Source organism: Croceibacter sp., from assembly GCF_002716225.1.
In the GTDB taxonomy this organism is placed as follows: Bacteria; Bacteroidota; Bacteroidia; order Flavobacteriales; family Flavobacteriaceae; genus Croceibacter; species Croceibacter atlanticus.
In genome coordinates this window covers 27,198-49,447 of the sequence record NZ_PAZX01000017.1, presented here as the reverse complement: position 1 = coordinate 49,447, position 22,250 = coordinate 27,198, and the positions used below count along the sequence as shown (strand labels likewise).

Annotated in this window: 27 protein-coding genes and 1 tRNA gene; 1 reads left to right on the top strand and 27 read right to left on the bottom strand. The window is 31.9% G+C overall.

Going from position 1 to position 22,250, the window contains the following annotated elements:
- Positions 1-672 (top strand): T9SS type B sorting domain-containing protein (locus tag CL818_RS13155; protein ID WP_286973338.1); only part of this gene is annotated, 672 nt, incomplete at its 5' end.
- A gap of 31 nt (positions 673-703) precedes the next feature.
- Here CL818_RS13155 and CL818_RS13150 read toward each other — a convergent pair.
- From CL818_RS13150 to CL818_RS13020, 27 genes are all read right to left on the bottom strand, one after another.
- Positions 704-928 carry a hypothetical protein gene (locus CL818_RS13150; protein ID WP_041241041.1) on the bottom strand — a complete coding sequence of 75 codons (225 nt, stop codon included), beginning with the start codon at positions 926-928 and terminating at the stop codon, positions 704-706.
- A 15-nt stretch (positions 929-943) separates the two neighbouring features.
- A complete protein-coding gene (locus CL818_RS13145) occupies positions 944-1,087 on the bottom strand; it encodes a hypothetical protein (protein ID WP_286973336.1) in 144 nt (47 codons plus the stop codon).
- A gap of 10 nt (positions 1,088-1,097) precedes the next feature.
- Positions 1,098-1,301 carry a hypothetical protein gene (locus tag CL818_RS13140; protein ID WP_272974117.1) on the bottom strand — a complete coding sequence of 68 codons (204 nt, stop codon included), beginning with the start codon at positions 1,299-1,301 and terminating at the stop codon, positions 1,098-1,100.
- Positions 1,302-1,382: 81 nt separating this feature from the next.
- A complete protein-coding gene (locus tag CL818_RS13135) occupies positions 1,383-1,802 on the bottom strand; it encodes a GreA/GreB family elongation factor (protein ID WP_272974118.1) in 420 nt (139 codons plus the stop codon).
- A gap of 257 nt (positions 1,803-2,059) precedes the next feature.
- Positions 2,060-3,388 carry a sigma-54-dependent transcriptional regulator gene (locus CL818_RS13130; protein ID WP_272974119.1) on the bottom strand — a complete coding sequence of 443 codons (1,329 nt, stop codon included), beginning with the start codon at positions 3,386-3,388 and terminating at the stop codon, positions 2,060-2,062.
- Between the two features lie 8 nt (positions 3,389-3,396).
- Complete coding sequence (locus tag CL818_RS13125) at positions 3,397-4,491, bottom strand: sensor histidine kinase (RefSeq protein WP_272974156.1); 1,095 nt, start codon at positions 4,489-4,491, stop codon at positions 3,397-3,399.
- Between the two features lie 39 nt (positions 4,492-4,530).
- Positions 4,531-5,814 carry a Na+/H+ antiporter NhaA gene (gene nhaA, locus CL818_RS13120; RefSeq protein WP_272974120.1) on the bottom strand — a complete coding sequence of 428 codons (1,284 nt, stop codon included), beginning with the start codon at positions 5,812-5,814 and terminating at the stop codon, positions 4,531-4,533.
- Between the two features lie 53 nt (positions 5,815-5,867).
- Complete coding sequence (locus tag CL818_RS13115; protein WP_272974121.1) at positions 5,868-6,506, bottom strand: MCP four helix bundle domain-containing protein; 639 nt, start codon at positions 6,504-6,506, stop codon at positions 5,868-5,870.
- Between the two features lie 406 nt (positions 6,507-6,912).
- Positions 6,913-7,509, bottom strand: a complete 597-nt coding sequence (locus CL818_RS13110; RefSeq protein ID WP_272974122.1) for a hypothetical protein — start codon at positions 7,507-7,509, stop codon at positions 6,913-6,915.
- Positions 7,510-7,882: 373 nt separating this feature from the next.
- On the bottom strand, positions 7,883-8,836 hold the full coding sequence (locus CL818_RS13105; protein ID WP_272974123.1) for a hypothetical protein: 954 nt from the start codon (positions 8,834-8,836) through the stop codon (positions 7,883-7,885).
- Complete coding sequence (locus CL818_RS13100) at positions 8,826-9,110, bottom strand: helix-turn-helix domain-containing protein (protein WP_272974124.1); 285 nt, start codon at positions 9,108-9,110, stop codon at positions 8,826-8,828. Before CL818_RS13100 ends, CL818_RS13105 begins: the two co-directional genes overlap by 11 nt.
- A 268-nt stretch (positions 9,111-9,378) precedes the next feature.
- Positions 9,379-10,059, bottom strand: coding sequence for a GNAT family N-acetyltransferase (locus tag CL818_RS13095; RefSeq protein WP_272974125.1), 681 nt, complete (start codon positions 10,057-10,059; stop codon positions 9,379-9,381).
- 14 nt (positions 10,060-10,073) lie between these two features.
- A complete protein-coding gene (locus CL818_RS13090; RefSeq protein ID WP_272974126.1) occupies positions 10,074-11,093 on the bottom strand; it encodes a CBASS cGAMP-activated phospholipase in 1,020 nt (339 codons plus the stop codon).
- Positions 11,077-11,550 (bottom strand): type II CBASS E2 protein, encoded by a 474-nt coding sequence (locus tag CL818_RS13085; protein WP_272974127.1) that lies wholly within the window; start codon positions 11,548-11,550, stop codon positions 11,077-11,079. The genes CL818_RS13090 and CL818_RS13085 overlap by 17 nt, the downstream gene beginning before the upstream one ends.
- On the bottom strand, positions 11,543-12,787 hold the full coding sequence (locus CL818_RS13080; RefSeq protein ID WP_272974128.1) for a nucleotidyltransferase domain-containing protein: 1,245 nt from the start codon (positions 12,785-12,787) through the stop codon (positions 11,543-11,545). Before CL818_RS13080 ends, CL818_RS13085 begins: the two co-directional genes overlap by 8 nt.
- Positions 12,788-12,798: 11 nt before the next feature.
- Complete coding sequence (locus CL818_RS13075; RefSeq protein ID WP_272974129.1) at positions 12,799-13,029, bottom strand: DUF2188 domain-containing protein; 231 nt, start codon at positions 13,027-13,029, stop codon at positions 12,799-12,801.
- A gap of 395 nt (positions 13,030-13,424) precedes the next feature.
- Positions 13,425-14,012, bottom strand: a complete 588-nt coding sequence (locus CL818_RS13070; RefSeq protein ID WP_272974130.1) for a hypothetical protein — start codon at positions 14,010-14,012, stop codon at positions 13,425-13,427.
- 230 nt (positions 14,013-14,242) lie between these two features.
- Positions 14,243-15,379 carry a site-specific integrase gene (locus CL818_RS13065; RefSeq protein WP_272974131.1) on the bottom strand — a complete coding sequence of 379 codons (1,137 nt, stop codon included), beginning with the start codon at positions 15,377-15,379 and terminating at the stop codon, positions 14,243-14,245.
- A gap of 342 nt (positions 15,380-15,721) precedes the next feature.
- Positions 15,722-15,795 (bottom strand) — tRNA-Arg (locus CL818_RS13060).
- A gap of 136 nt (positions 15,796-15,931) precedes the next feature.
- Positions 15,932-16,828, bottom strand: coding sequence for a zinc-dependent metalloprotease (locus CL818_RS13055; RefSeq protein ID WP_272974132.1), 897 nt, complete (start codon positions 16,826-16,828; stop codon positions 15,932-15,934).
- A 248-nt stretch (positions 16,829-17,076) separates the two neighbouring features.
- A complete protein-coding gene (locus tag CL818_RS13050; RefSeq protein ID WP_013188434.1) occupies positions 17,077-17,352 on the bottom strand; it encodes an ATP-dependent Clp protease adaptor ClpS in 276 nt (91 codons plus the stop codon).
- Between the two features lie 38 nt (positions 17,353-17,390).
- Entirely contained in the window at positions 17,391-18,221 is an 831-nt protein-coding gene (prmA, locus tag CL818_RS13045; protein ID WP_272974133.1) for a 50S ribosomal protein L11 methyltransferase, read from the bottom strand.
- Positions 18,222-18,227: 6 nt separating this feature from the next.
- Positions 18,228-18,980, bottom strand: coding sequence for a triose-phosphate isomerase (gene tpiA / locus CL818_RS13040; RefSeq protein ID WP_013188436.1), 753 nt, complete (start codon positions 18,978-18,980; stop codon positions 18,228-18,230).
- Positions 18,981-19,002: 22 nt separating this feature from the next.
- A complete protein-coding gene (locus tag CL818_RS13035) occupies positions 19,003-19,488 on the bottom strand; it encodes a TlpA family protein disulfide reductase (protein WP_272974134.1) in 486 nt (161 codons plus the stop codon).
- A gap of 23 nt (positions 19,489-19,511) precedes the next feature.
- Positions 19,512-20,585, bottom strand: a complete 1,074-nt coding sequence (locus CL818_RS13030; protein ID WP_286973331.1) for an ABC transporter permease — start codon at positions 20,583-20,585, stop codon at positions 19,512-19,514.
- Positions 20,586-20,595: 10 nt separating this feature from the next.
- Complete coding sequence (locus CL818_RS13025) at positions 20,596-21,690, bottom strand: BT_3928 family protein (RefSeq protein WP_272974136.1); 1,095 nt, start codon at positions 21,688-21,690, stop codon at positions 20,596-20,598.
- 10 nt (positions 21,691-21,700) lie between these two features.
- On the bottom strand, positions 21,701-22,240 hold the full coding sequence (locus CL818_RS13020) for a DUF1599 domain-containing protein (protein WP_272974137.1): 540 nt from the start codon (positions 22,238-22,240) through the stop codon (positions 21,701-21,703).
- Between the last annotated feature and the right edge of the window lie 10 nt (positions 22,241-22,250).

Here is a 22,250-nt window from a genome sequence, read left to right as displayed (position 1 = left end):
TCGACACCTTTCCCGATCACCTCGTCCACTACCGTGACCTGGACCTATACCGATGCCAACGGAAACTCATCGACGCAGGATCAGGATGTGCTCATCAATTTTCCTCAAATTGATAGCATGGCAAACGTAAATGAATGCGAATCATTTACATTACCTACAATTACAGGAAATAATTTATCTGGAAACGAAATGTATTATACAGGTTCAAATGGTGCAGGAACATCTTATTCTTCAGGTACTGTACTTAATTTTGAAGACTTTCAAAATTACCCTGTAACTTTATATATTTATGATGAAGCATTGACAACACCTAGTTGCTTTAGTGAAGAAACTTTTACATTAACACTACAGGACTGTGAGCCTCCTGTAATACTACCGCCTAATGAAATTTTAATTCCAGAATTTCTTACACCAAATAATGATGGATTTAATGATGTATGGAATGTTCGAAATGTTTTTACTATAGACCCTAAAGCACAGGTTTACATATTTGATAGATATGGTAAGTTATTAAAAGCTTTATCCCAATCTGAACCATTTTGGGATGGAACATTTCATGGTAAGCAAATGCCTTCTAATGATTATTGGTATTTAGTTCAATTAATTAATGAAGATTCTAGTGGTTTACCTATGAGTCAACAATTAAAAGGTCATTTCACTCTTAAACGATAATAGACATTTTTATTAATTAAGAGAGCTGTCTTTATTTCCCATTAAGACGAACTTCAATTTTCTTTTTTTTAACTGTGATAGCTTTCATTAAATCCATTAATGATTTTTCATTAGTAGATTTAAAAAACTCATTGATAACCAAAATGAGTCTTTTTCCTTCACGTGAAGCTTTTACGCGATCACTCGTTGTCATATTATTCATCTTAGCATTAAGATAGTCTTGAGCTTCAGTTTTTATATTTTTAATGTTTGGCATAATTTTCATTTTAATTTATGCAGATTTTACTTGTTCGTTTATTTTTCTCTGAAGATCTGTAAAGAAAGTATCTTTCATTTTTCTATACTTATCTATATGAAATTGATACATTCTTCTACACTTCTCATGTTCTTGTATAAAAGAAATATTGCATTTCATATCCTGACATTCAACAATAGAAGTACGCGAATCCAAAAAGTTTTGCAACTGGCGGATGTATAACATTATTATCAAACATAATAATTTGAAAGCGTTGAGATAATTTTTCTCTCTCCATCCATTTTTTAGAAGATTGAGAGTTAAAAAATGTGACAAGGCTTTTTAACTCTTCACCCACATAAGCGAGATGATTTATCCAATTGTGCAATTCCATAGAATTAATTTTGTGTGCTACCTCAACATCAGAATCTTGAGTATGGATTTCTATATTTTGTAATTCCATTTCGTTATATATTTATATTACCACGTCTATTTTACCCTGCATATTGTCCTGTATTACTTTCTTAATTTGCAGATGCTGTATACCAGAGCCTAATTTCTCGTATAACACATCTCCTTCTGCGCACCCAAAGAGTAAGGCTCCCAATGGTGTAATAACAGATATTTTATCTTCTTTTATATTTTTATTTGCTGGAATAACAAGATGTAAGTGTTTATTTAAATTTTCATTAAACTCTACCAAAATATTTGAGTTAAACCTAATAACATCTGTAGGGACATCTTCCTCATCCAGAATTTGGGCATCCTTAAGATTATCATTTAAACATTTTATTGCTTTTTGAGTATCAAAATCTTTAGCATAGCTTGAAATATTAAGTATGCGCTTTAAAAGCACATATTCTTTTTTTTCTATTATTAAGCTTCCGTATTTCATATCTTGAAATCTTATTTAATTTAATAAACACTCATACTATATTTACATCATTTCAATTCGCGGTATGGCGAGTGAAAGATTTAGTTTTAAGATTCTTTATAGTATAGGCAATCGATATGCCAATTAATTTTTCAACATTGGCTTTAATAAAAAACCCTTATTGTATAAGGGTTCATTTGATTTCTAAAAAACCTAAAGTGAAAATTATTTGGTAAATAATTACTCAGATGAGTAGAAAGTAAACGTTTATAGAAAAGCTAATTTTCCATCTTACTTCGTAGAGTTTTTCGCGTGATTCCTAAAATTTCAGCAGCCTTTGTTTTGTTATTGTTGCAAGCATTCAAAACTTTCTGGATATACTCCTTTTCAATTTGTTTTAATGGCAATAAAGAATCTTCAGGGAAACTGATATCTAATTTTAAGTTATCTGGTAAATGTTCTACACCTATAATTTTGTTACACATAATTACAGCACGTTGTATTACATTTTCCAGTTCTCGAATATTTCCTGGCCAGTTATAGCGCTGCAGGATTCCTGTTGCCTCTTGTGTAATACGTACAAAGCGATCTTTGTACTCTACGCCATATTTAAATAGGAATTTTTCGATGAGTAATGGGATATCTTCTTTTCGATCACGAAGTGGTGCAACATTAATCTCAACGACAGTAAGACGGTAAAAAAGATCTTCCCTAAAGGTATTTTTTTTAATCATCTCCTTTAGGTTACCATTTGTAGCAGCTATTATGCGCACATCTATTTTGCTTGCTTTCTGTGCACCTAACTTCACCACTTCTTTTTCTTGTAAGACTCTTAACAATCGTGTTTGCACAGCTTTAGATGCATTGCCAATTTCATCTAAAAAAATAGTTCCACCATTTGCAGCCTGAAAAAAACCGTCTCGATTCTTGTCGGCTCCAGTGAAAGCTCCTTTTGTATACCCAAAAAGTTCAGCCTCTAACAAGTTCTCAGGAATACCGCCGCAATTAACAGCAATAAAAGGTGCTCTAGAAAATTTCCCTTGATAATGTATAGCACGCGCTACAAGCTCCTTACCTGTCCCGCTTTCGCCTTTAATAAATATAGTAGCCTTATTATCCTTAACACGCTCTATAACCTGAATAACATCATTAATCTTTTCTGACTTTCCTATAATTTCACCATAAGAATTATCCTTTGTAGGTTTTAAGTTTGAAGAGGAAGAATTTAAATTATCACGTTTACCTAACGAAATAGTTACAGCACTTTTTAGCTCTTCTTTAGTAAATGGTTTTGTTAGATAATCTGCAACACCAGACTTTATAGCTACAAGAGAATCTTGAATAGATGGATAACCCGTAACCACGAGCTTTGGTAATGTTGGATAATGCTCTGAAACAAACTTGATGAGTTCTGAACCATCTACTTGCGGCATTTTTAAGTCGGTAATTAGTAAGTCTATTTTAGTGTCCCGTAAAATTTGAACAGCCTCTTTTACAGAAAGTGCCTTATATGTATGATAGTTCCATGATTTAAGATGGCGCTGCAACAATTCGAGGATATTAATATCATCATCTACAATTAAAATATTTTCTTTTCTTAGCTCCATTTAAACCATTATACTTTTGGAAGGCATACTGTAAAAGTAGCTCCTTTGATTTTGTTATTCTTTGCAGTAATTGTTCCCTTGTGACTAGTTACAATACCGTGCACCACACTTAATCCCAAACCCGAACCTTCTCCTGTTGGTTTGGTTGAAAAAAAAGGTTGAAAAACTTTTTCAATTATTTCTTCAGGTAATCCTAATCCTTCATCTGACACTTTAAAAACGATGTGCTTTTTAGTTTCTGATACCGAAATTGTTACTAAACCATGCTTTGGTGTAAAATAGATTGCATTAATTATAAGATTAAAAATAATCTGCATAAGTTGAACCTTATCTGCTCGAACAAAAAGCTCCTTGTCATCAATTTTTACACTATACTCTACATTAGCTTTTTTGAATGAAGCCTCAAGAAGAGAAAGTGAATTATAAACACTAGTTACCAAATTTAGCTCTTGCATTTCCTGTGGCATCTCACAAGAAAAGAACAAAAGCTTTTTTACCACTTCTCTCGAGAAAATAGCATTCTTAATTATTTTATCTAAATCTTCAGCAATATTACTATTACCCTTTACTTCGTCTTTAATTAATTCTGCAAATCCTAAAATATTTGCCAGAGGTGTATTAAGCTCATGTGCTATACCTGCAGTAATTTCCCCTAATATACCTAGGCGATCTACGTGCTCCATCTGCCTTTTAAGTGAAATTTCATTTTGTTGAATTTCGATACGCTCAATAAGGTTTCCAATTTTTAAAGCCACATTATCAAGTAATTGACTTTCTTCTTTTAAAAATGAATACTTATTATCTTTTAATGAGGCAATTATAAAACCTTCTGTCTTATTAAAAACCTGAATGTTTGATGTTAATTTGTTAGACTTATTTATTATATCTGTTTTAGCTGAACAGATAGAGGTAACAATATTAACCTCGGTTTGCTTAGGATATTGAAAGCCTTTTTTTAGACTATAAGCTACAGCATCTAAACTTTCTTGTATCTGCTCTATAGTAGCATTTGAAATGATAGATGATACTTCATAAAGGCAAGTTAACTCTTTAATACGCTCTTTTAAAGCCGCTTCTGTATTGCTTTTGTTTTGAAGATTCATCATTAACTCATAGCGTTTTAAAAATACAATTTAGTGAAATTAAGATGTTCGGCGTAAAATTATATATCCAATAACTGCAGCAATTAAGGATCCAATAAGCACACCTATTTTTGCCGAATTTAAATAGATAGATGACGAGAATGCTAAATTTGCTATAAATATGGCCATTGTAAACCCAATACCTGCGAGAAATGAAACGCCAATTATTTGTTGCTTGCTAATATCTTTAGGGATTGTAATCCATTTTAGTTTTTGTGCTAATAATACAATACCGCTAACACCTATTCCTTTTCCTAATACCAAAGCAATGATAATGGTTATAGCAAATGAACTGTTTATAGACTCTACACCATTTATAGAAATGCCGGCATTAGCAAGAGCAAAAATTGGTATAATACAATAAGCCACCCAACCATGTAAGTCATATTCTAAGCTTTGAAGCGGTGATCGAAATTGATCTGTCGTTTCATCCATATTATTAAGTTGAGCAAGTTGTTGTTTAGATAAGATTGGTTTTTTAAGAATACGAGCTTTTTTAAAGTCATTATAAAATTTACCCAATGAATTTATAAAATCATCTGTAACCATTTTTTGTCTTACGGGTACAGAAAATGCCAGTAATATTCCTGCTATTGTTGGATGAATACCTGCCTTTAAAAATAAAAACCACACAGCGATTCCTGCTATTAAAAGTAAAAACTTTGAAAAGAATTGGCGTGCAGCAAGTATATATAAGAGCACTAATATTCCAAAAGCAATAGCAAGTAAACCCATTTTAATTGTGCCGCTGTAAAATAGAGCAATTACCATAACTGCACCTAAATCATCTACAATTGCAAACGCTGTAAGAAATATTTTTAGGTTTAACGGAATTCTCTTTCCTAATGCGTTAAGTACAGCAAGTGAAAATGCAATATCTGTTGCCATAGAAATTCCCCAACCATCTTGCGTTTCGGGGTTTTGGTTAATTAAAAAGAATAATGCAATAGGAATAATCATACCACCTAATGCTCCAAATAATGGGAAGGCTAATTTTTTTACTGAGTTTAATTCGCCGATTAGGATTTCTCTTTTAATCTCTAAACCAATGAGGAAAAAGAAGATAGCCATTAGCCCATCATTTATCCATAGTATAACAGGTTTTGTGAATTCAAAGCTCTGTGTGGTGATACCTAATTCGTAATTCCAGATTGCATCATAACTATTTGCGTAAGGAGAATTTGCCCAGACTAATGCTAATATAGTAGTTGCTAAAAGTAGAATACCACTTAGGGATTCAATTTTTACAAATTTTTGAAAAGGGGATAATAGTTTGGTAGTCATAAAATGACTTTAATTTTTAAAGTTAATAATGTTTTAAAAAGAAAAATTTAATACTAGTCGACAGTCTTTAAATTAGAGCCGTACGACGTTTTCTTGATTCTATAGAATATAACAAATTGGATGGCAATACCAACTATAATGAGCAATCCTAATTCAAGATTTGAGAGAAGATTTGTAGTATTTAAAGATTTTTGCGCCAAGAACATTTTACTTTTGCTTTCAAGTATTTGTGTTTCAGCTAAATCATTAAGGTCATTCTTAATATGTTTAAATATTTCAGGAATAACTTGAGTATTATTATGTGTAGAATTTTCTCTATACTTTGTTTCAATTCTCTCTAGTGTCGTAAGATGTTCTTTTAAAGACTCAAACTGTCTACGTTCTGAAGTGGTAAGTTTAGTGCCAGCAAATTGCTCTATCAACTCTTCTATGCGGGCATCATTCTCTACCGACCATTTATTGGTATTGTTTTCAATAAATTGCTGCTCTTTCTGATAAACAATTGTACTTATCTCAAATATATAATGCTGTGCAACTACACGGTCTTCATAAACAGAGGTTAGTGCTTCTTGTGCTGTTTCAAAATGCCTCCTATCAACTAAATTGGTTGCGAGGATTAAGAAAAAAACTGCTAATAAAGCGAGTGCTAAATTGAACTTTTGCCTAAAGTTATATTTTTCTTTTGTTGCCATTTAATTGTATTTAGTAATGGCATAATGCAAAATTCAAGCAAACAAAGAAGTCATAACTACAACAAGTTGTTATTTAACTAATTACAACCATAAAGATATAATATAACTGGGTAATAAATACTCATTCGAGTAACTATTACTCGAAAATTATTAGATGTTTTAATTGATATTTTGTAGAAACTACTAGATAAACTTCTATATTTTTTTATTACACAAAACTCATCTTCCTACCTCAATTAATTAGTTAAAAGATAACGCATAAAAAAACTCCTAAAAGCAGTATACTAATAGGAGTTTAATTTTTGTGACCGCGCCAGGGTCGTAACTTAATCCTATAAGCCTAATATTAGTAGTAGCTAAGCAACCAACATAAATAAAAGGGAGAGCTATAGGGAGAGCAAACCAATTAATGTCTACCTAAAAGCGGTCTTAATTTTATAGCATAAAACTTCTCAAGAATATACAAATATTTACTAGCACCTTTGGGTAATTCTAATACAGAAAGTCGAATAGTTTTATTAGACCAATGTACAAGTTGTAAGCCAGATGTTGAACCCTTACTATAACAACCTAAATGATGGTAAATTCTACCAGCGATATGTGTTAAACCATCGCGCTTTCGTTTACCACCCTTTCTTACACCAACGTAAAAGTATTTACTACCAGTATTTTTATTTAAGGCTGGTGTACTTCTATACTTTTCAGTTCCTTTAAATCTCTTTATTTGGTCATTTTTAAACTTCAGATAATCCTTTTCAGATTCTTCAGCTTCTTCCACACTAGAATACTCAAACCAATAAATAGCTGATGTAGAAATATTATCTAAAGATTCGTATAACCTTCCCAAATAACTTTCCTTTCTCTTATCAAATATCAATTCACCATATCTCTCCATTTTAGAACAGTCTATATCAAATACATGTAAAGTTAAATTTTTATCTAAAAGATTATCAAAATCTCTTAACTGTTCACTTAAATTAGTTTTTATAAGATGTTCTTCCATAAAAATATTTTTATTAGTCAGGTTAGGTCAAACTTAGACACTTGTATTTTTAAAAGCTATGGATTTCTAAAACAATATCTAGAATTTAGTCTTAGAAGTCAGAATTTACCACAAATAAGCTGTTTTAAAGGTTTCTTTAAAGAAAATACTCCCTAAGTAGCAACATACCTATAACAAGTGCTTAAACCATTGAATTTATACTTGGGAGACTTGTAATTAAGCTAACTCAACTTTTAAAAATTCCCTTGTATAAATTTGGGATGTCTTTATTCTCTCTTGTGGCTATAATTAGTACAAGTAGTTTAGGAGTATAGTTTTTATAGTATAGTTGCTAATAGGGTATATCTTCTCTATATTATTAACGTATCTAATTTCAGTACTTATATAATCGTGAAGCTTTGCTTAACAATTTTTGTTCAACCTCCATTTTTAAGAACCTATCGTTTTCTGGCTTACATTTTCGTACAATTTTCAACAATGCCTTTCTGTATTCCCAAGAATGACTTTTGGCGTAAAGGTTTACGAACTCATAAACTTCTGAAAGAGATTTTCTTTTAATGGCTTGATAAATTAATATTTCTTTGATTTCGGTAAGATTTAAGCTTTTCTTATTAATCTTTCTAATATCTCCAAGCTCATCTTCTACTTCTATCTTTCCAAAACTATCTACCCAAAAATCAATTAGGTCGTTCCAATTATTTTTAACGGCTAAAAGTGTAGACAGTTCATTCTTTAATCCCGAACCATGTAAACCAAAAAAACTTATTTCAAATCTTAAAATAAAGATGCTCTTCAGCATCTTTTCCTTGTTTTTTTTACTGATCCTTACATTACCATTTTTCAATACTTCGGCAAGCTTATCATAAGCTATAATGTATTTTTTAGTTCCTTTAAACTTAGTCGTGCCTTTCTTGTAATTAACTCTATATAATCTTGGGTATCGTTTCATTGCTGGGATAATGTCGGCATATTTTCTCTTTAATTTTATATTACCTCCTATCTCAATACGCCTTATACTTAAATGCCATAGATGTTTGCTTTTAATTCTAAGCACCGTTGCTATAAATTTTATACAAGAAATATAGCTTGTATAAGAAAAATCATTCATGGCACTATTCCTACCAAACCAATATTTTCTTAAATTACCCTCTAAGGTTATCTCCATATTGAAAGGATTTGTAAAGAGATGAATAAATTCAGATCCATCTCTGTTCGGTACTCTAAATTTATTTTTTACAAATCCGTCAACTACAGATGTATTTATTTGTTCAAGATGCCTTGTAGACAACCCTACTACTTTTCCGCTAGCTTTAAATCTATCTATCATTTTTTCTATTTAAAAATTGTTCAACACTAGCTCGCTTTACAAATATTCTAGAATTAGGCTTTTTTTGAATTATTTGTAAACCATTTTCACGCCACCTATCAAATGTTTTCCTCGATACTTTATACTCTTCACAGCATTCTTTAACTGTTAGAATATCATCTAGAGATTTTTCTTTTTTAATCTCTTCGAAAAAAGCCTTTTGGCGTTTTTCCAATTTCACTATTCTGTTAACTACAAATCGCCTTAATTTTAGGCTTGGACTTACATTTTCCATTGTTTTAAAATTTAAATTACTAATTGGTCTTTAATCCCCTTAACTCTCGAAATTTTCAGGAAATCGCGATTTTTAGACTTTTTAGCTAAATGCTATTAACATTTAGATGTAAATAACTTTAAATCAGATAATTATTTGTTAATAAGAAATTTCAGCGAAATTAAAAGACTATCGTTTCTAGGCAATGGTTTTGACAAATTTCTAAATATGACCCAATAAAAAAACCGCCCTAATTGGAGCGGTCTTAATTAATCAGCCTAAAACATACTTAGTCAGATTTTTCATATTCCCAAAATAAATCTTCTACTTTCCAAGTAAATCTACCTACCGATTCAGACAAATTGTCTAACTCATTACTTTCTGAATAAGCCATCTCCAATTCATCACTTATTTTTAATAAAACATTGGAGGCATAATTCACTCTTTTTTTTAAAATTTCTATTCTGTCTATTCCTAGATAATTATTCTTTTCACACCAATTCTCAAAACTCCAATCGAAATCAATCTTCTTGAGAGAAAGCTCAGTGTAATCTTCATTCATAGGAATAAATCCTAAAGAAGTAGCAACACTTAATGAATTTCTATAATTTTCTTTCCCTATATTTTTTTTAATAGTTATTCTTTGCTCTTCTCTTTCATAGAATAGATATGGAATAACCACTTCCCTTAAAGCCTTAGTCAGCAAACCCTTTTTTCTTTCATTTGGTAATACATACCAATGTAAATCTGAGTACATATCAAGTATAGCCGCAATTGATTTGCCCAACTCGTTTTTAACAAAGAAAAACTTGTAAGAATTTGATTCGCTAATGCTATCAGTCACACAGGGTTGTTTTGCCCATACTTTAGCTACAAAAACAGATTCACTTAGGTGCCTAATGAAGATTGATTCCTCAAAACCTCCATCATTTATACTATCTATATATTTTTTTATTTCTTCATTTGACATACTTATAAATAAGTTTAGTAAAAGTGCTTTTCCATTATAACTCGACCTTTTTCTTGAAAACTAATTGATCCCAATTCAGAATAATTACTTACTCTTTCATAATCCTTTTCGTCCATATCTATGTAATTGTCTTTAGCTAAAATTGTTGTAATTCTATCATAAACAAAATTTGGGTTAGCAATTTCGGATTTATCTATTCCTTGATATAATAGGCTCAAATAATTATCGACAAGTTGTGATTGACTATTCATAAATAAGTCAAATATTCTAGGAGAAGAAATATTTAACCAATATTTTAAACCCCAATGTTTACGGCTTTTACTATCCCCGAAACTCATAACTCCCGTACCTAACGATAATACTTCAATTTCAGATAACTCCTTACCAAAAGCCTTTAATGCTTCAAGCAATGCAACTAAAGTTGGATTGTTTGCCATTACACCACCATCAATCTTATTAGCAAAGATTTTTTCAGTACTGCCATCCATTTCAATATACTTACTAGTGTAAGCGTTGAAATAAGTTGGTGCCGCTGATGTAGCCATCGCAACTTGATAAATCGGTATATGGTAATCTCTTACAAAATTTTCGTGATACCTTGTTTTAAGCACACTCGGCTCACCTTTGTTCAAATCATAAATTGGAATACAAACATCAGTCAGGCAATCATTTAATATAGGGTCATTCCCATTATTATATTCTTTAAACTTATTTCTTATAAGTTGCTCTAAAAATTTATTATCGTGCTTTGCATTGAAAAGCCGTCTAATTATGCTCCTCTTTTTTCCGAAAATTGACTTACAATTATCTAAGTACAAATTCTTTATTTCTTTTGCTGGGATACCCATAGCAATTGCAAGTGCTATAATTCCCCCAGTAGAAGTACCAGTTATTAAATCAAAATGTTGATGTAATTTTTCTTTACCGTCTGTTCGCCCTTGTAATTTGGCTTCAATTAATTCAAGAAATTGTGCTGGATAAACCCCTTTGATTCCTCCGCCGTCAATAGATAGTATTTTAAACTTTTTTTTCATTTTTTTCATTTTTTTCAGCTGCATACTCATCATGCCCACCTCCTAACCATTCTCCATCGATAAGCCAATGTTCATAAAAGTCTAGCCATTCTAGCGCCCAAGGGACTATACTGTCAATAATTAACATATTAGGTCTCCATTCATTTCTTGTAGGAGTATAGAGACATAATTTCTGTTCTTTAGTTGAATAAACATGTGGTAATTTTTCTCTATTAGAAGCCAGTTTTAATTCTTGGTTCACAACATACACACTAATATTCTTAAGATTGGAGTAAACTATCCTAATTGAATAAGTTTTAGAAAAAACTGTTGGTTGCATATCTATTTCAACTTCCAAATATTTATTACTATCCTTTTTAACAATAGCATTAGGATACACTTCCAAAATCTTTTTTAAATGAACGGAAGGAGGAAATCCAGCATATTTTTTAGGTTTTTGAAAATATACTCTACTCATCAGTCCCGTAAAAGTTATGCTTCTTGATAGGCATACCAGTTAATCCCAACAAACCAGTTGTAGTGGACATTTTTCTTTTGTTGTCTTCTCGTAAGGTTCTTTTATAGTTTCCATAATCAGTAAATACTTTATCACTAGCTTTTTTACCAAACTTTTTAGAAAACGATTCATTTAAATTATGAAGACCTTTTCCTGAATTAGATTTAAGATGTGATATATCCTCCTCTAATTTGTCAAGCCAAAGAAAAAAATAATCCTTTTTTTGGGGTGTTTCAGACCATTTATCAGCGAAGTTTTCTTCGTCATTAATAGGATTGGCTACCCATAACTCAGTTCTATCTGTATATGGAACATTTCTTACCTCTATATAATCTCGCATCCTAGATACAATTCCCGAAAGAGCGTCTATAACATTATCACTTTTATCATATGCTTTTGAAGCTAGAGTAGTTATTATTATCGATATTGGTTTATCACATGATTCAAGAGAATCGTCTTTAAACATTATATCCCTATGTCTTTTCAGTAACTGAACTGCTCTCTGTAGAGGCAATTTCTTATCAGTATAATTATCTACTGGACGAATAGCTTCATTTAAACTAAACAACCTTGTAACGTCAATAATTGCTCTCTTATAAAACCATTTAGCATAACCATATGGATTACTTTTGTTCCAATAACTAGAATTGGTTTCAGTTGAGTAATTTCCTAATTCCTTGTCAGTAATTCTAATCGCCAATTTAGAATAATCAACATCAGTATCATCATTATAAAACTTCTCTTCCAAAATAATTTCTAAATCTTCGATAGATGTACTTGGCAGAATGTCCATATGGTAACTTCCATTGCTCTTATACTCTAAAGTCCAACACCGTCTTCCACCATCCATATCTTCTATCATTGTCCGATAAGTTTCGTGGACTTTCAACCTATCTCCAACAGAGTTTTTAACCTGCTCTTGAGTCCAATTCTCTGGCTTAATCTCAAAATTACAAACTAGGTCTATGTCAATATCATCTTCATCATTTATCGGTCGAACTACTGTGCCCAAACTAAAAGAGCCTTGTGGAAGAATTGTCGGATTTAACTTAGCTAAAGGAGAGTCATCTTTAGTTAACCACTCGCCAATTGCACTATAACTTTTTTTCGCAGCATTATACTCTGTTTCAGTTATGTCTAGCTCATTGCTTAATCTTTTCAGAATTTCATTTAATTCATCTTTGTAAATATCTTGCATAGTTTTTTATTTTATCCCTTGCTTGCACGTGGGTCGTTAGACTTTGGGTAAGTTCTTTCTTCTTGGAAACCGCCCTTATTTTTGTGAATCTTTAAAGATCCACCGCCTTGTTTCTTAATAAAATTCCTTGCTGATTTTATAGCATCGGGTTTATTAGCGTCAATTACTTTAGAAGCCCTTTCGGCATTCTCTCTCTTAAGTTTGTACACACCATCATCGTGTACCAAATGAAAATTCTTCATTTCGTTTAATTTAAATTAAAGAATAGCTTGTATATCGGCACTATTCGTTAAGCCGAGAAAGACTGAGAAAAAGTTGCAGGATAAAAAAAGTGAAGTTATATTTGCACCCTCGAAAAATAGGTTTTATGTGTTTCAGCACATTTTACCATACATCTTAAAAGTCCTCGCCTTTCAAATCTTGGACTTTTTTTTATACCTATGCCAAAACCATACCCTAGAGAAAATTTATAGCTTTAGCTTTCAATAAGTTATTGACTTTGGGACGAAAGGACTTTTTTCTGGGATAAAGAGCTTCATTTAAAAATAAAGAATAGATTTTCAGCTTATTTTACTGACATGAAAATATTAAGACTTGTGACAACCTGACGTAATTTGACTATTTTATACCTAATTTGTCAGAGGGTCGAATTTTGTTCTCGGTAAAAGTCATTTATAGATTTACTTGGGTTTTCTTTTCTCCACTTATCAAAAGAACTAAGTGTTTCCGTATCGATAGTTTTTATTTCTAAAGGCTTGTCGAAATTAAATTTCTTTCTCTCAAAACTACCCCAAAAACTATTGAGTGTATTCATTAGCTTATTATAATTTCTAATTTTTATCCTACTATAAAGAGTGAATATGTCTATTAAAACCCATAGAAGAAATAATCCAGATAAAAGCAGTATTATTTCATCTGAATTAAATTCATTCACTCTTAAATCTGGAGCAAAAAAATACAAGCACGCGATTAAAATAGGAATAGATAGCTTTAATAAACCCCACAGCCAATCTCCCAGAATTAACCTATCCAAAATCATCATAAACCCAAACCCTAAAAAGATGAACATAAGTATAAATGTGGTGATTGGATTCCAGTAACCCTTGTTTACAATATATTCAGAAACTTTGCTTTTCTCCATTTGTCTACCTATGTAAGAAAGTTTACTTTTTGGAAAATATTTACCATTGACTAATAGAAACTGTTCTACAAATTCTTTTTTCATTTTAATGGTTTAGTGGTTAAGCATAAAAAAGCGTGGAACTAGTGTTTACAGTTCGAGAGGTACTGGTATACCCACACTACTAATAAACCCAGCCCACGCCGTAGCGTGAGCGGAAGTCTATTTAAGTTGTAGTGTAGTTAAAATTACCAGTTTTCTCGAACCACAATAAATAGCTTACGCTAACTATTTTATGTATTTAATCAATTATTTCATATCGTAAAGATAGGTTTTTAACTAAAATTTACATTAACCATTGCCTTAGCAATCATAGTATTGTCAGTATTCACATAACGATTAGTCATTCTTATATCAGAATGCCCTAATAATTTCATTATATAAAATGGTTGTATATTCTTTTGAGCAAGTAAAGTTCCAAAGGTATGCCTAGCAGTATGAAATGATACTCTTTTTCTAATATTAACAATCTTAGAAATAAGTTTCAAGTCTCTGTTAACTGATACATTAGACCTATAAGAAAATACTAAACCTCTTTTAGGCATAACTTTCTTTAAGATTGACTTGGCTTCATCTGTAAGTGGTATTACAACTTTCGTCTTAGTCTTTTCCATAATTTTAACAATCGAATCAGACTTAACATCATCTTTTTTAAGGCTTACTACATCACCAAAACGTAAACCAGTATAGCAACTAAACAAGAACATATTTCTAGTCATTTCTAAGCCATCTGTGAGGTTTCCTAAAGACAGATTACAATTGCGTATTAAACGTATTTCCTCTTGGGTTAAAAATTCGTCACGTTGCTTTTCTCTAGGTTTAGGGAATAGGCTACAAGGGTTACTTTCCATATAGCCATTTTTAATGAAATACTTAATTACAGTATTTAGATTCTTTCGTCTCATTCCAATTCCAGACGCGCCTATATCTCGACATTTTAAGAAGTGAAAAAAGTTTGATAAGAATTTATAGTCTAAGTCTTCAACAAGAATTTCTTTTCTATACATTTTCAATTGCTTTCTAAGAAGCAAATAATGCCTTTGGGTTCCGATAGCTATATCCTTAAACTTCTTATCGCAAAATTCGTCGAAGTGTTGAAAAAAGCATCTAGTGTTTCCGTTATAAAAGGATTTCACAAGTTGAAATTTTAGTGCTTTACCTAGATGCTCACATTCTACTAAATAATCAAGAATGTCTTGCTTCTTTTTATTTAAGTTACGCATTAAAATCTTGCTTCCTTTACCTTTAGCTTCATCCCTCTCAAAATTCCAATCTTTAGGTTTGGAATATTTTCCCGTAGTTAACCACATTGATTTACCATTCAGATAAACTGAATAGTGTATTGGGCAAGTACCATTTTTAAGTTTCTTATCTAGCCTCAATTTAATCTTTACAGAATAAGAATTTTTCATAATAGAAATTTTTAAAAGTTTACAATTCAAAACTGAAGTATTACCTCCAAGTTATCACATAAAAAGTTCTATTTATTTTTCCAAAAAACCTACCAATGTCAGTAATATCAATGGTTATGGATATATTTTATCAAATGTAAAAACCCTCTAAGAGGGTCTAAATTCTAATAGATATGTGGGTTAAGGATTAGTGTCCTAAATAACAAAAAAAGTATAACAGGGAGAGTGATAGGGAGAGTAAAATTGACTAATTATGGCTAAATATGGCTATTCTCAAAAATAGAAAAACCCCAAAATACTGGGGTTTTATAGTAATCTTTAGTCAAACGTAGACTAAAGTAGTGACCGCGCCAGGATTCAAACCTGGAACCTCTTGAGCCGTAATCAAGTGCGCTATTCAGTTGCGCCACGCGGCCGTTAGCATAATTAAATGCGGGTGCAAATATATAACTTTCTTTTAAAATAAAAAGCGGTTACATTTAAAATAATAAATAAAAAAAAGCGCTCTTTTAAAGAGCGCTTTAGTGTTGTAACACGTGCTAAGATTTTTGCTTAGTAAAGGTAGTTTAAGGCAGTAATATCATTACTGTTAAACTCTCCATCTTCACCACTGCTAAAACAAGCTAACATAATAGACGTAGAGTCATATCCTGTTGGAGTTCCTGGGATGTGGTTAGCACCAACTCCTGCAGTTCCTTCGTTTGTGTTTTGACCACAACTCTGACGGCTAAAGTAATCTGTGTGACGGAATCCTACAGAGTGTCCTATTTCGTGAGTAATAACGTGCTCAATTACATTTGTGTTATAGTTACTTAATCCATAAATCTGTACAAATTTATGTGGGTTTCCTCCACTTGGGAAACCTGCAGATCCACCTGCACCACTTGGGTTATTTACAGTATTGTTGTAAACAACCATATCTTTGTTTTGGTAGTTTGTACCAAAAGTTAAAGAGAAGTTTATATTCAGGTTTAATCTATTGTAATTATTTACAGCCCATTGTAGTGCAGTTTGCTCACTGCTAGTTAACGCTTGGCTTCCACCAGTATAACCAATAATTGTAATTGTTTGAGGACTAACTAATGCGTTAGTACTATATTGAGCATTTTCATTTGAATAACCATTAAACTCCAACTCTTCAAGTTCAGCTTTAGTCATTACGATATCACCTTCTATACGTATAGCTTTTTCTGATGTACCGTCTGGTAAATATCTTAACTCTTCTTGAGCTCCGATAGGACTAAGATGTTTAGAAGCAATTAAATCTAAAGTAGCTTGATCTAAATTTGTTGGGGTAAGGTCTGTATTAACACCTAAAGTTTCAAGAGAACCTGTTGTAACTTCATTAGTGTCTGCAACCTCTGCGTTGTTTGTATCATTATCTTTCTCACAAGAAACGAATACCATCCCGCAGATTGCAGGTATGATCAATAATTTTCTGAATTTCATAATTGATTTGAATTTAAATTAAAATTTAGTTTGGTTTTGTAATATTTTGGTGTGTTACAACATCACCATTTGTGGTTATGACACTAAATTCTGAATTTTAATTCGAATAATATAAATCAGACCTGAATATTAAGAAAATTTTAAGATTATGTTAATGAGCAGCATAATGCATTAGACATGAGTTAATTGGTGTTAAATTAACGTTCAAGCCCTATAAAGCCTATGAATTTAATGGGGTAAATGTGTATTTAAACTATTTCTGCGCTTAGACCAGCTTGCAACAATTTAGAACATCTCGGTTTAAGATCATTAAAAGAACCAGATTTTACGGTGCACTTTCCTTTGTAGTGAACCAAAAGTGCGCATTGTTCTGCTTGTAAAGGTTGATGGTCACAAGCAGAGATGAGAGTTTCTATTACGTGATCAAAAGTATTGACATCGTCATTATAGAGTACGATCTCATTCTCCTTTTTCTCAACTGTTTTAATGTCTAGTGCTTCTAAAAGTTTTTCTTCTGGACTCATAACCTATCTTCTTCAAGTGCAAAGATAAAAAATTCTTATTAGTCTTTTATAAATTTTGCAGCTACCCATTGGTCTTTAACGTAATGATTAACATAGGTTAAGCCTTGATTAGTGCATTCGGATTTAATAAGATCGAGATCTTCATCATAAAATCCGCTTAAATAGATAATACCATCTTTAGACAGACAATTTGCATATGTCTTCATATCATTAAGCAATATGTTTCTATTTATATTAGCAATGATAATATCATATTTTCTATTACTTAATAACGAAGCATCTCCTTGCTCTACAGTAATTTTAGTACAATTATTACGCTCTGCATTTTCAATTGAATTGAGGTAACACCATTCGTCTATATCTATTGCATCTAATGGTTCTGCACCACGCATTTCGGCTAGGATTGCTAATACAGCAGTACCGCAACCCATATCTAGAACCTTTTTACCAATAAAGTCATCTTTAAGAATATGCTGTATCATCATATGCGTTGTAGCATGATGACCTGTACCAAATGACATTTTAGGCTCTATGATAATATCATACTCCTCATTCCCTTTGTCATGAAAAGGAGCTCTTACTCTACAATTGTCACTTACAACAATTGGTGTGAAATTCTTCTCCCATTCTGCATTCCAGTTTACTTGCTCAATAGTCTTTGTATTATATGTAATCTCAAACTCTGGATTATTTAGCACAAAAACATACTTAAGTAAATCTTCCTTATAGTACTCTTCTAAAATATAAGCTTGTAAGCCGTCTTCAGTCTCTACAAAGCTATCAAAACCTAATTCTCCCAATTCTGCTAAAAGAATATCTGAAGCTGGCTGAAGCGGTGTTACCTTAAAATTGAATTCTATATAATTCATATACTATTAAAAAGAGTGAACAATTTGCATAAAGCTTACAGCATCTAAAGCTGCGCCACCTATAAGACCACCATCTACGTCTGGTTGGCTAAAAATTTCTTTGGCATTATTTGGTTTAACACTACCACCATATAATATGGACACATTTTGAGCCACCTCATCACTATACTCTTCAGCAATTAAGTTTCTTACAAATTTATGCATGTCTTGAGCTTGCTCTGGTGAGGCTGTCTCTCCTGTACCAATTGCCCAAACTGGCTCATAGGCTAAAACAATACTACTCCAATCTTTTTCATTAATATGACACAAACCATCTTGAATTTGTTTTTTCACGACATTAAAATGATTGTCTGATTTACGATCTTCCAATTCTTCTCCAAAACAGAAAATTGAAGTCATCTCGTTTGCAATAGCTGTATTTACTTTTTCTGAAAGACTTTCGTTTGACTCATGGAACATAGCTCTACGCTCACTATGGCCTAAAATAACAGTTTTTACACCTACACTTTTTAGCATCTTAGCAGAAATCTCTCCAGTAAAGGCACCATTATCACTTTGGTGCATATTTTGGGCAGCTATCTTTATTGGTGTTTCTCTTAACGCTTCAAATGCTGGATAAAGGTTAGTGAAAGGTGGTGCAATAAGAATCTCTACATCTGTTTCTTTTACTAACTGTAATTTTAATGAAGAAATTAGTTCCTGCGTTTGTGCTAGGTCCATATTCATTTTCCAGTTTCCTGCTACAATATGCTTTCTCATAATATGTTTATTGAATGTGTTTTTATTCTTGTAATGCTTTAATCAATTTAGGGTCATCTGCTTTTATAGCCTTATAAAGACTAATCTCACCGCTTGAATTTACTACTATGTATCTCGGAATCCAATCCAGATCTATCGCAGCTGCAAAATTACTTTTCCAACCATTTTTCGAAAAATAATGATGGCCGTTTAAGTTATATTTTTCAATACCCATTTTCCAATTTTCTACAGATCTATCAAATGAAATGAAAACGTAAGCTACGTCTGGAAAATTTTGTTGTAATGCTTCTAATTTTGGTAGTCCAACGATACAATCTCTACACCAGGTTGCCCATATATCTATTAAAATAGTCTTCCCTTTGTAAGTTTCTAAAACCTCTGATAAAGATATAACTGTTTCATCTTCATTTAAAAACGTATCATTTAATGCTTTCTCAGGAAATTGTTGTGCTTTTAGAGTGCCAATCCCAACACTAAAACATACAAGTATAATTACTAGGTACTTCATAACACTAAATTTTACGTTTTGTTTTACGTGTTTATTTTTGGATCTAACCAACCGTATATAATATCTACAAAGATATTGATTAGGATAAACATTGTAGCTATCACTAATACAGCTCCCATTATAATTGGCAGGTCTAATGTATTTAGTGCATCAACTATTTCTTTACCTAAACCATTCCACCCGAAAATATATTCTACAAACACAGCACCAGCTAACATAGATGCAAACCAACCAGAAACTGCAGTTACAACAGGATTTAAAGCATTTTTTAAGGCGTGCTTCTTAATAATTTGAAACTCTCTTAGGCCTTTTGCTCGAGCAGTTCTTATATAATCTTGCTGTAAAATTTCTAACAATGAGTTTCGCATTAATTGAATTACTACCGCTAAAGGTCTTATCCCTAATACTATCGCTGGCAGAATTAAATTTTTAAGTTTTAAATGATTTTGTTCTCCAAAATCATCTAGCTCATATAAGCTACCTGTCATATTTAAGTTAGTGTATTGGTGTAATACATACCCAAATAGCCAAGCAAACAAAATGGCGCTAAAAAATGAAGGTACACTCATACCTAGTGTACTTAATACTTGAATGGCCTTATCTAACCAAGTGTCTTTTTGTAAAGCTGAAATTATTCCTAAAATTACACCTAAATTTATTGCAATTAGTATTGCAGACACTGCTAGCACAAACGTATTTGGCAAAGTATCTCCTATAACAGATGTTACAGACTTTCCACTTTTTTGAAAAGACTCTCTTAAATATGGTGCTTTTAATACAAGATCTGTGTTACCTAAACTTACTATTGACAGAGCACTATACTTACCATCTGAAAGATAAGTATAATCTGAAGCGTTTTTTGAGTGCAATGAAACTGGAGATAAATCATTTAAATAATATAGATATTGTGTACCTATAGATTTATCGAAACCATATTTAGCTCTTACAATTTCTAATTGTTCTTCACTTTCGTTTTGACCTAACATCATTTGTGCTGGATCTCCTGGAAGAATTGTAAACAAAAAGAAAATTACGGTTACCACTCCTAAAAGCGTAAGTACTGCGTACCCCATTTTATTTAGGATGTAACTTACCACCTATTTAAGATTAAAGGTTTAAGTCTTCAGCATCATTCCAGTGTAATTTTTGCTGTATGGTTCCTTTTTTAAGGGTTACCAATCCAGGATTAGATCTTACAATGGTTTTAATAGCAGTTTCATCACAGAAATAGAAGTCGAAATTAAAGTTATAGGTGTTTTTTAACTTTTGTACATCTCCTTCTCCAGATGCAGAAAGCCCTATCACTCTATATCCTTTAGCTTGAGCATTTTTAATAGTGTTAGTTATTGCTCTTAATCCTGCAGCTTCACTTTTAGATAAGTTATAAGCAACTACCATAAGGACTTTATCCTCATTTAAAATCTCATCTGTATAGTCTTCATCGTTCTTTTCTAGACTAAAATCGTGAATTGGTGCAATGTAACCTTCTACTAAAAGTGTAGTTTCTACACCTAGAAAAGTTCCATCTACATTAGGGTAACTTCCTGTAGTGTTTTTAGTAACCTCTTTTCCATTTACATCAAAAGTCCAGGCGTAATTATAAATAGCTTCTTGAGCATCTTCGGGAACAGTCATCCCTTCTTGTATGTTAACGCCTTCCTTGTAAGCTCTAAAATCTATTGCTGGCAAATGCATTAATACATGGTAAGCAAACCAAAGACAACCAATAAAGACAACAAAAATAACCCACTTAAGTGTCCACTTAGGAATTAGTGGCTGGATATATTTACGCTTAACAAATAGGAGAATTATCATAATTAACAACACTACATCCTTGCTAAAAGACTCCCAAGGCGTAAGTGGCATTGCATCTCCAAAACAACCACAGTCTGTCACTTTATTAAAGTATGCTGAGTAAAATGTAAGGAAAGTAAAAAACAGAATCATAAGTAAGAGGCTCCAAACCGTAAATTTAGGTTTGTACCCTATAATAAGCATGACACCTAAAATAAGCTCAAATACAACTAAAAATACTGCTAGAAAAAGTGCAATTGGCACTAAAAATGGAATATCTAAAACTCCTGGACTAAAGTATTCCTGTAGTTTATAAGAAAAACCAACAGGATCGTTAAGCTTTATAAACCCGCTAATTATAAATAATATTCCTACAAATATTCTTACAATGCCAACTAGTACTTTCATTCTAATATATTTATTTGTTGCTTAAATGTATCATAGCAAAGACAGCATAATTTATCATATCCTGATAATTTGCATCTATACCTTCACTTACTAAAGTTTTACCTTGATTATCTTCTATTTGTTTTACCCTAAGTAATTTCTGTAAAATTAAATCTGTTAAAGAACTAACTCTCATATCACGCCAAGCTTCACCATAGTCGTGATTTTTATTCATCATTAAGGTTTTAGTTTCACTAATTTTCTCATCATACAAGGCTACTGCTTTTTCTAAATCTAAATCTGGCTGCTCTACAACACCAAGCTCAATCTGTATAAGAGCCATTGCACAATAATTAATGATACCGATAAACTCAGACTCTTGACCTTCATCTACTTTTTGCTCAGCATTTTGCTGCAAACCTCTAATACGTTGCGCCTTTATAAATATTTGATCTGTTAAAGATGGTAATCTTAAGATGCGCCAAGCACTACCATAATCGCTCATTTTATTTTTAAAAAGGGTACGACAGGTCGTTATAATTGCGTCGTATTGCGTTGAAGTATCTTGCATGTTGAAGATG

Bases quoted from the DNA above. Each gene is read 5' to 3' on its own strand.
- CL818_RS13150 (WP_041241041.1), bottom strand. From the start codon at position 928: ATGCCAAACATTAAAAATATAAAAACTGAAGCTCAAGACTATCTTAAT.
- CL818_RS13145 (WP_286973336.1), bottom strand. From the start codon at position 1,087: ATGAAATGCAATATTTCTTTTATACAAGAACATGAGAAGTGTAGAAGA.
- CL818_RS13140 (WP_272974117.1), bottom strand. From the start codon at position 1,301: ATGGAATTGCACAATTGGATAAATCATCTCGCTTATGTGGGTGAAGAG.
- CL818_RS13135 (WP_272974118.1), bottom strand. From the start codon at position 1,802: ATGAAATACGGAAGCTTAATAATAGAAAAAAAAGAATATGTGCTTTTA.
- CL818_RS13130 (WP_272974119.1), bottom strand. From the start codon at position 3,388: ATGGAGCTAAGAAAAGAAAATATTTTAATTGTAGATGATGATATTAAT.
- CL818_RS13125 (WP_272974156.1), bottom strand. From the start codon at position 4,491: ATGAATCTTCAAAACAAAAGCAATACAGAAGCGGCTTTAAAAGAGCGT.
- nhaA (WP_272974120.1), bottom strand. From the start codon at position 5,814: ATGACTACCAAACTATTATCCCCTTTTCAAAAATTTGTAAAAATTGAA.
- CL818_RS13115 (WP_272974121.1), bottom strand. From the start codon at position 6,506: ATGGCAACAAAAGAAAAATATAACTTTAGGCAAAAGTTCAATTTAGCA.
- CL818_RS13110 (WP_272974122.1), bottom strand. From the start codon at position 7,509: ATGGAAGAACATCTTATAAAAACTAATTTAAGTGAACAGTTAAGAGAT.
- CL818_RS13105 (WP_272974123.1), bottom strand. From the start codon at position 8,836: ATGATAGATAGATTTAAAGCTAGCGGAAAAGTAGTAGGGTTGTCTACA.
- CL818_RS13100 (WP_272974124.1), bottom strand. From the start codon at position 9,110: ATGGAAAATGTAAGTCCAAGCCTAAAATTAAGGCGATTTGTAGTTAAC.
- CL818_RS13095 (WP_272974125.1), bottom strand. From the start codon at position 10,059: ATGTCAAATGAAGAAATAAAAAAATATATAGATAGTATAAATGATGGA.
- CL818_RS13090 (WP_272974126.1), bottom strand. From the start codon at position 11,093: ATGAAAAAAAAGTTTAAAATACTATCTATTGACGGCGGAGGAATCAAA.
- CL818_RS13085 (WP_272974127.1), bottom strand. From the start codon at position 11,550: ATGAGTAGAGTATATTTTCAAAAACCTAAAAAATATGCTGGATTTCCT.
- CL818_RS13080 (WP_272974128.1), bottom strand. From the start codon at position 12,787: ATGCAAGATATTTACAAAGATGAATTAAATGAAATTCTGAAAAGATTA.
- CL818_RS13075 (WP_272974129.1), bottom strand. From the start codon at position 13,029: ATGAAGAATTTTCATTTGGTACACGATGATGGTGTGTACAAACTTAAG.
- CL818_RS13070 (WP_272974130.1), bottom strand. From the start codon at position 14,012: ATGAAAAAAGAATTTGTAGAACAGTTTCTATTAGTCAATGGTAAATAT.
- CL818_RS13065 (WP_272974131.1), bottom strand. From the start codon at position 15,379: ATGAAAAATTCTTATTCTGTAAAGATTAAATTGAGGCTAGATAAGAAA.
- CL818_RS13055 (WP_272974132.1), bottom strand. From the start codon at position 16,828: ATGAAATTCAGAAAATTATTGATCATACCTGCAATCTGCGGGATGGTA.
- CL818_RS13050 (WP_013188434.1), bottom strand. From the start codon at position 17,352: ATGAGTCCAGAAGAAAAACTTTTAGAAGCACTAGACATTAAAACAGTT.
- prmA (WP_272974133.1), bottom strand. From the start codon at position 18,221: ATGAATTATATAGAATTCAATTTTAAGGTAACACCGCTTCAGCCAGCT.
- tpiA (WP_013188436.1), bottom strand. From the start codon at position 18,980: ATGAGAAAGCATATTGTAGCAGGAAACTGGAAAATGAATATGGACCTA.
- CL818_RS13035 (WP_272974134.1), bottom strand. From the start codon at position 19,488: ATGAAGTACCTAGTAATTATACTTGTATGTTTTAGTGTTGGGATTGGC.
- CL818_RS13025 (WP_272974136.1), bottom strand. From the start codon at position 21,690: ATGAAAGTACTAGTTGGCATTGTAAGAATATTTGTAGGAATATTATTT.
- CL818_RS13020 (WP_272974137.1), bottom strand. From the start codon at position 22,240: ATGCAAGATACTTCAACGCAATACGACGCAATTATAACGACCTGTCGT.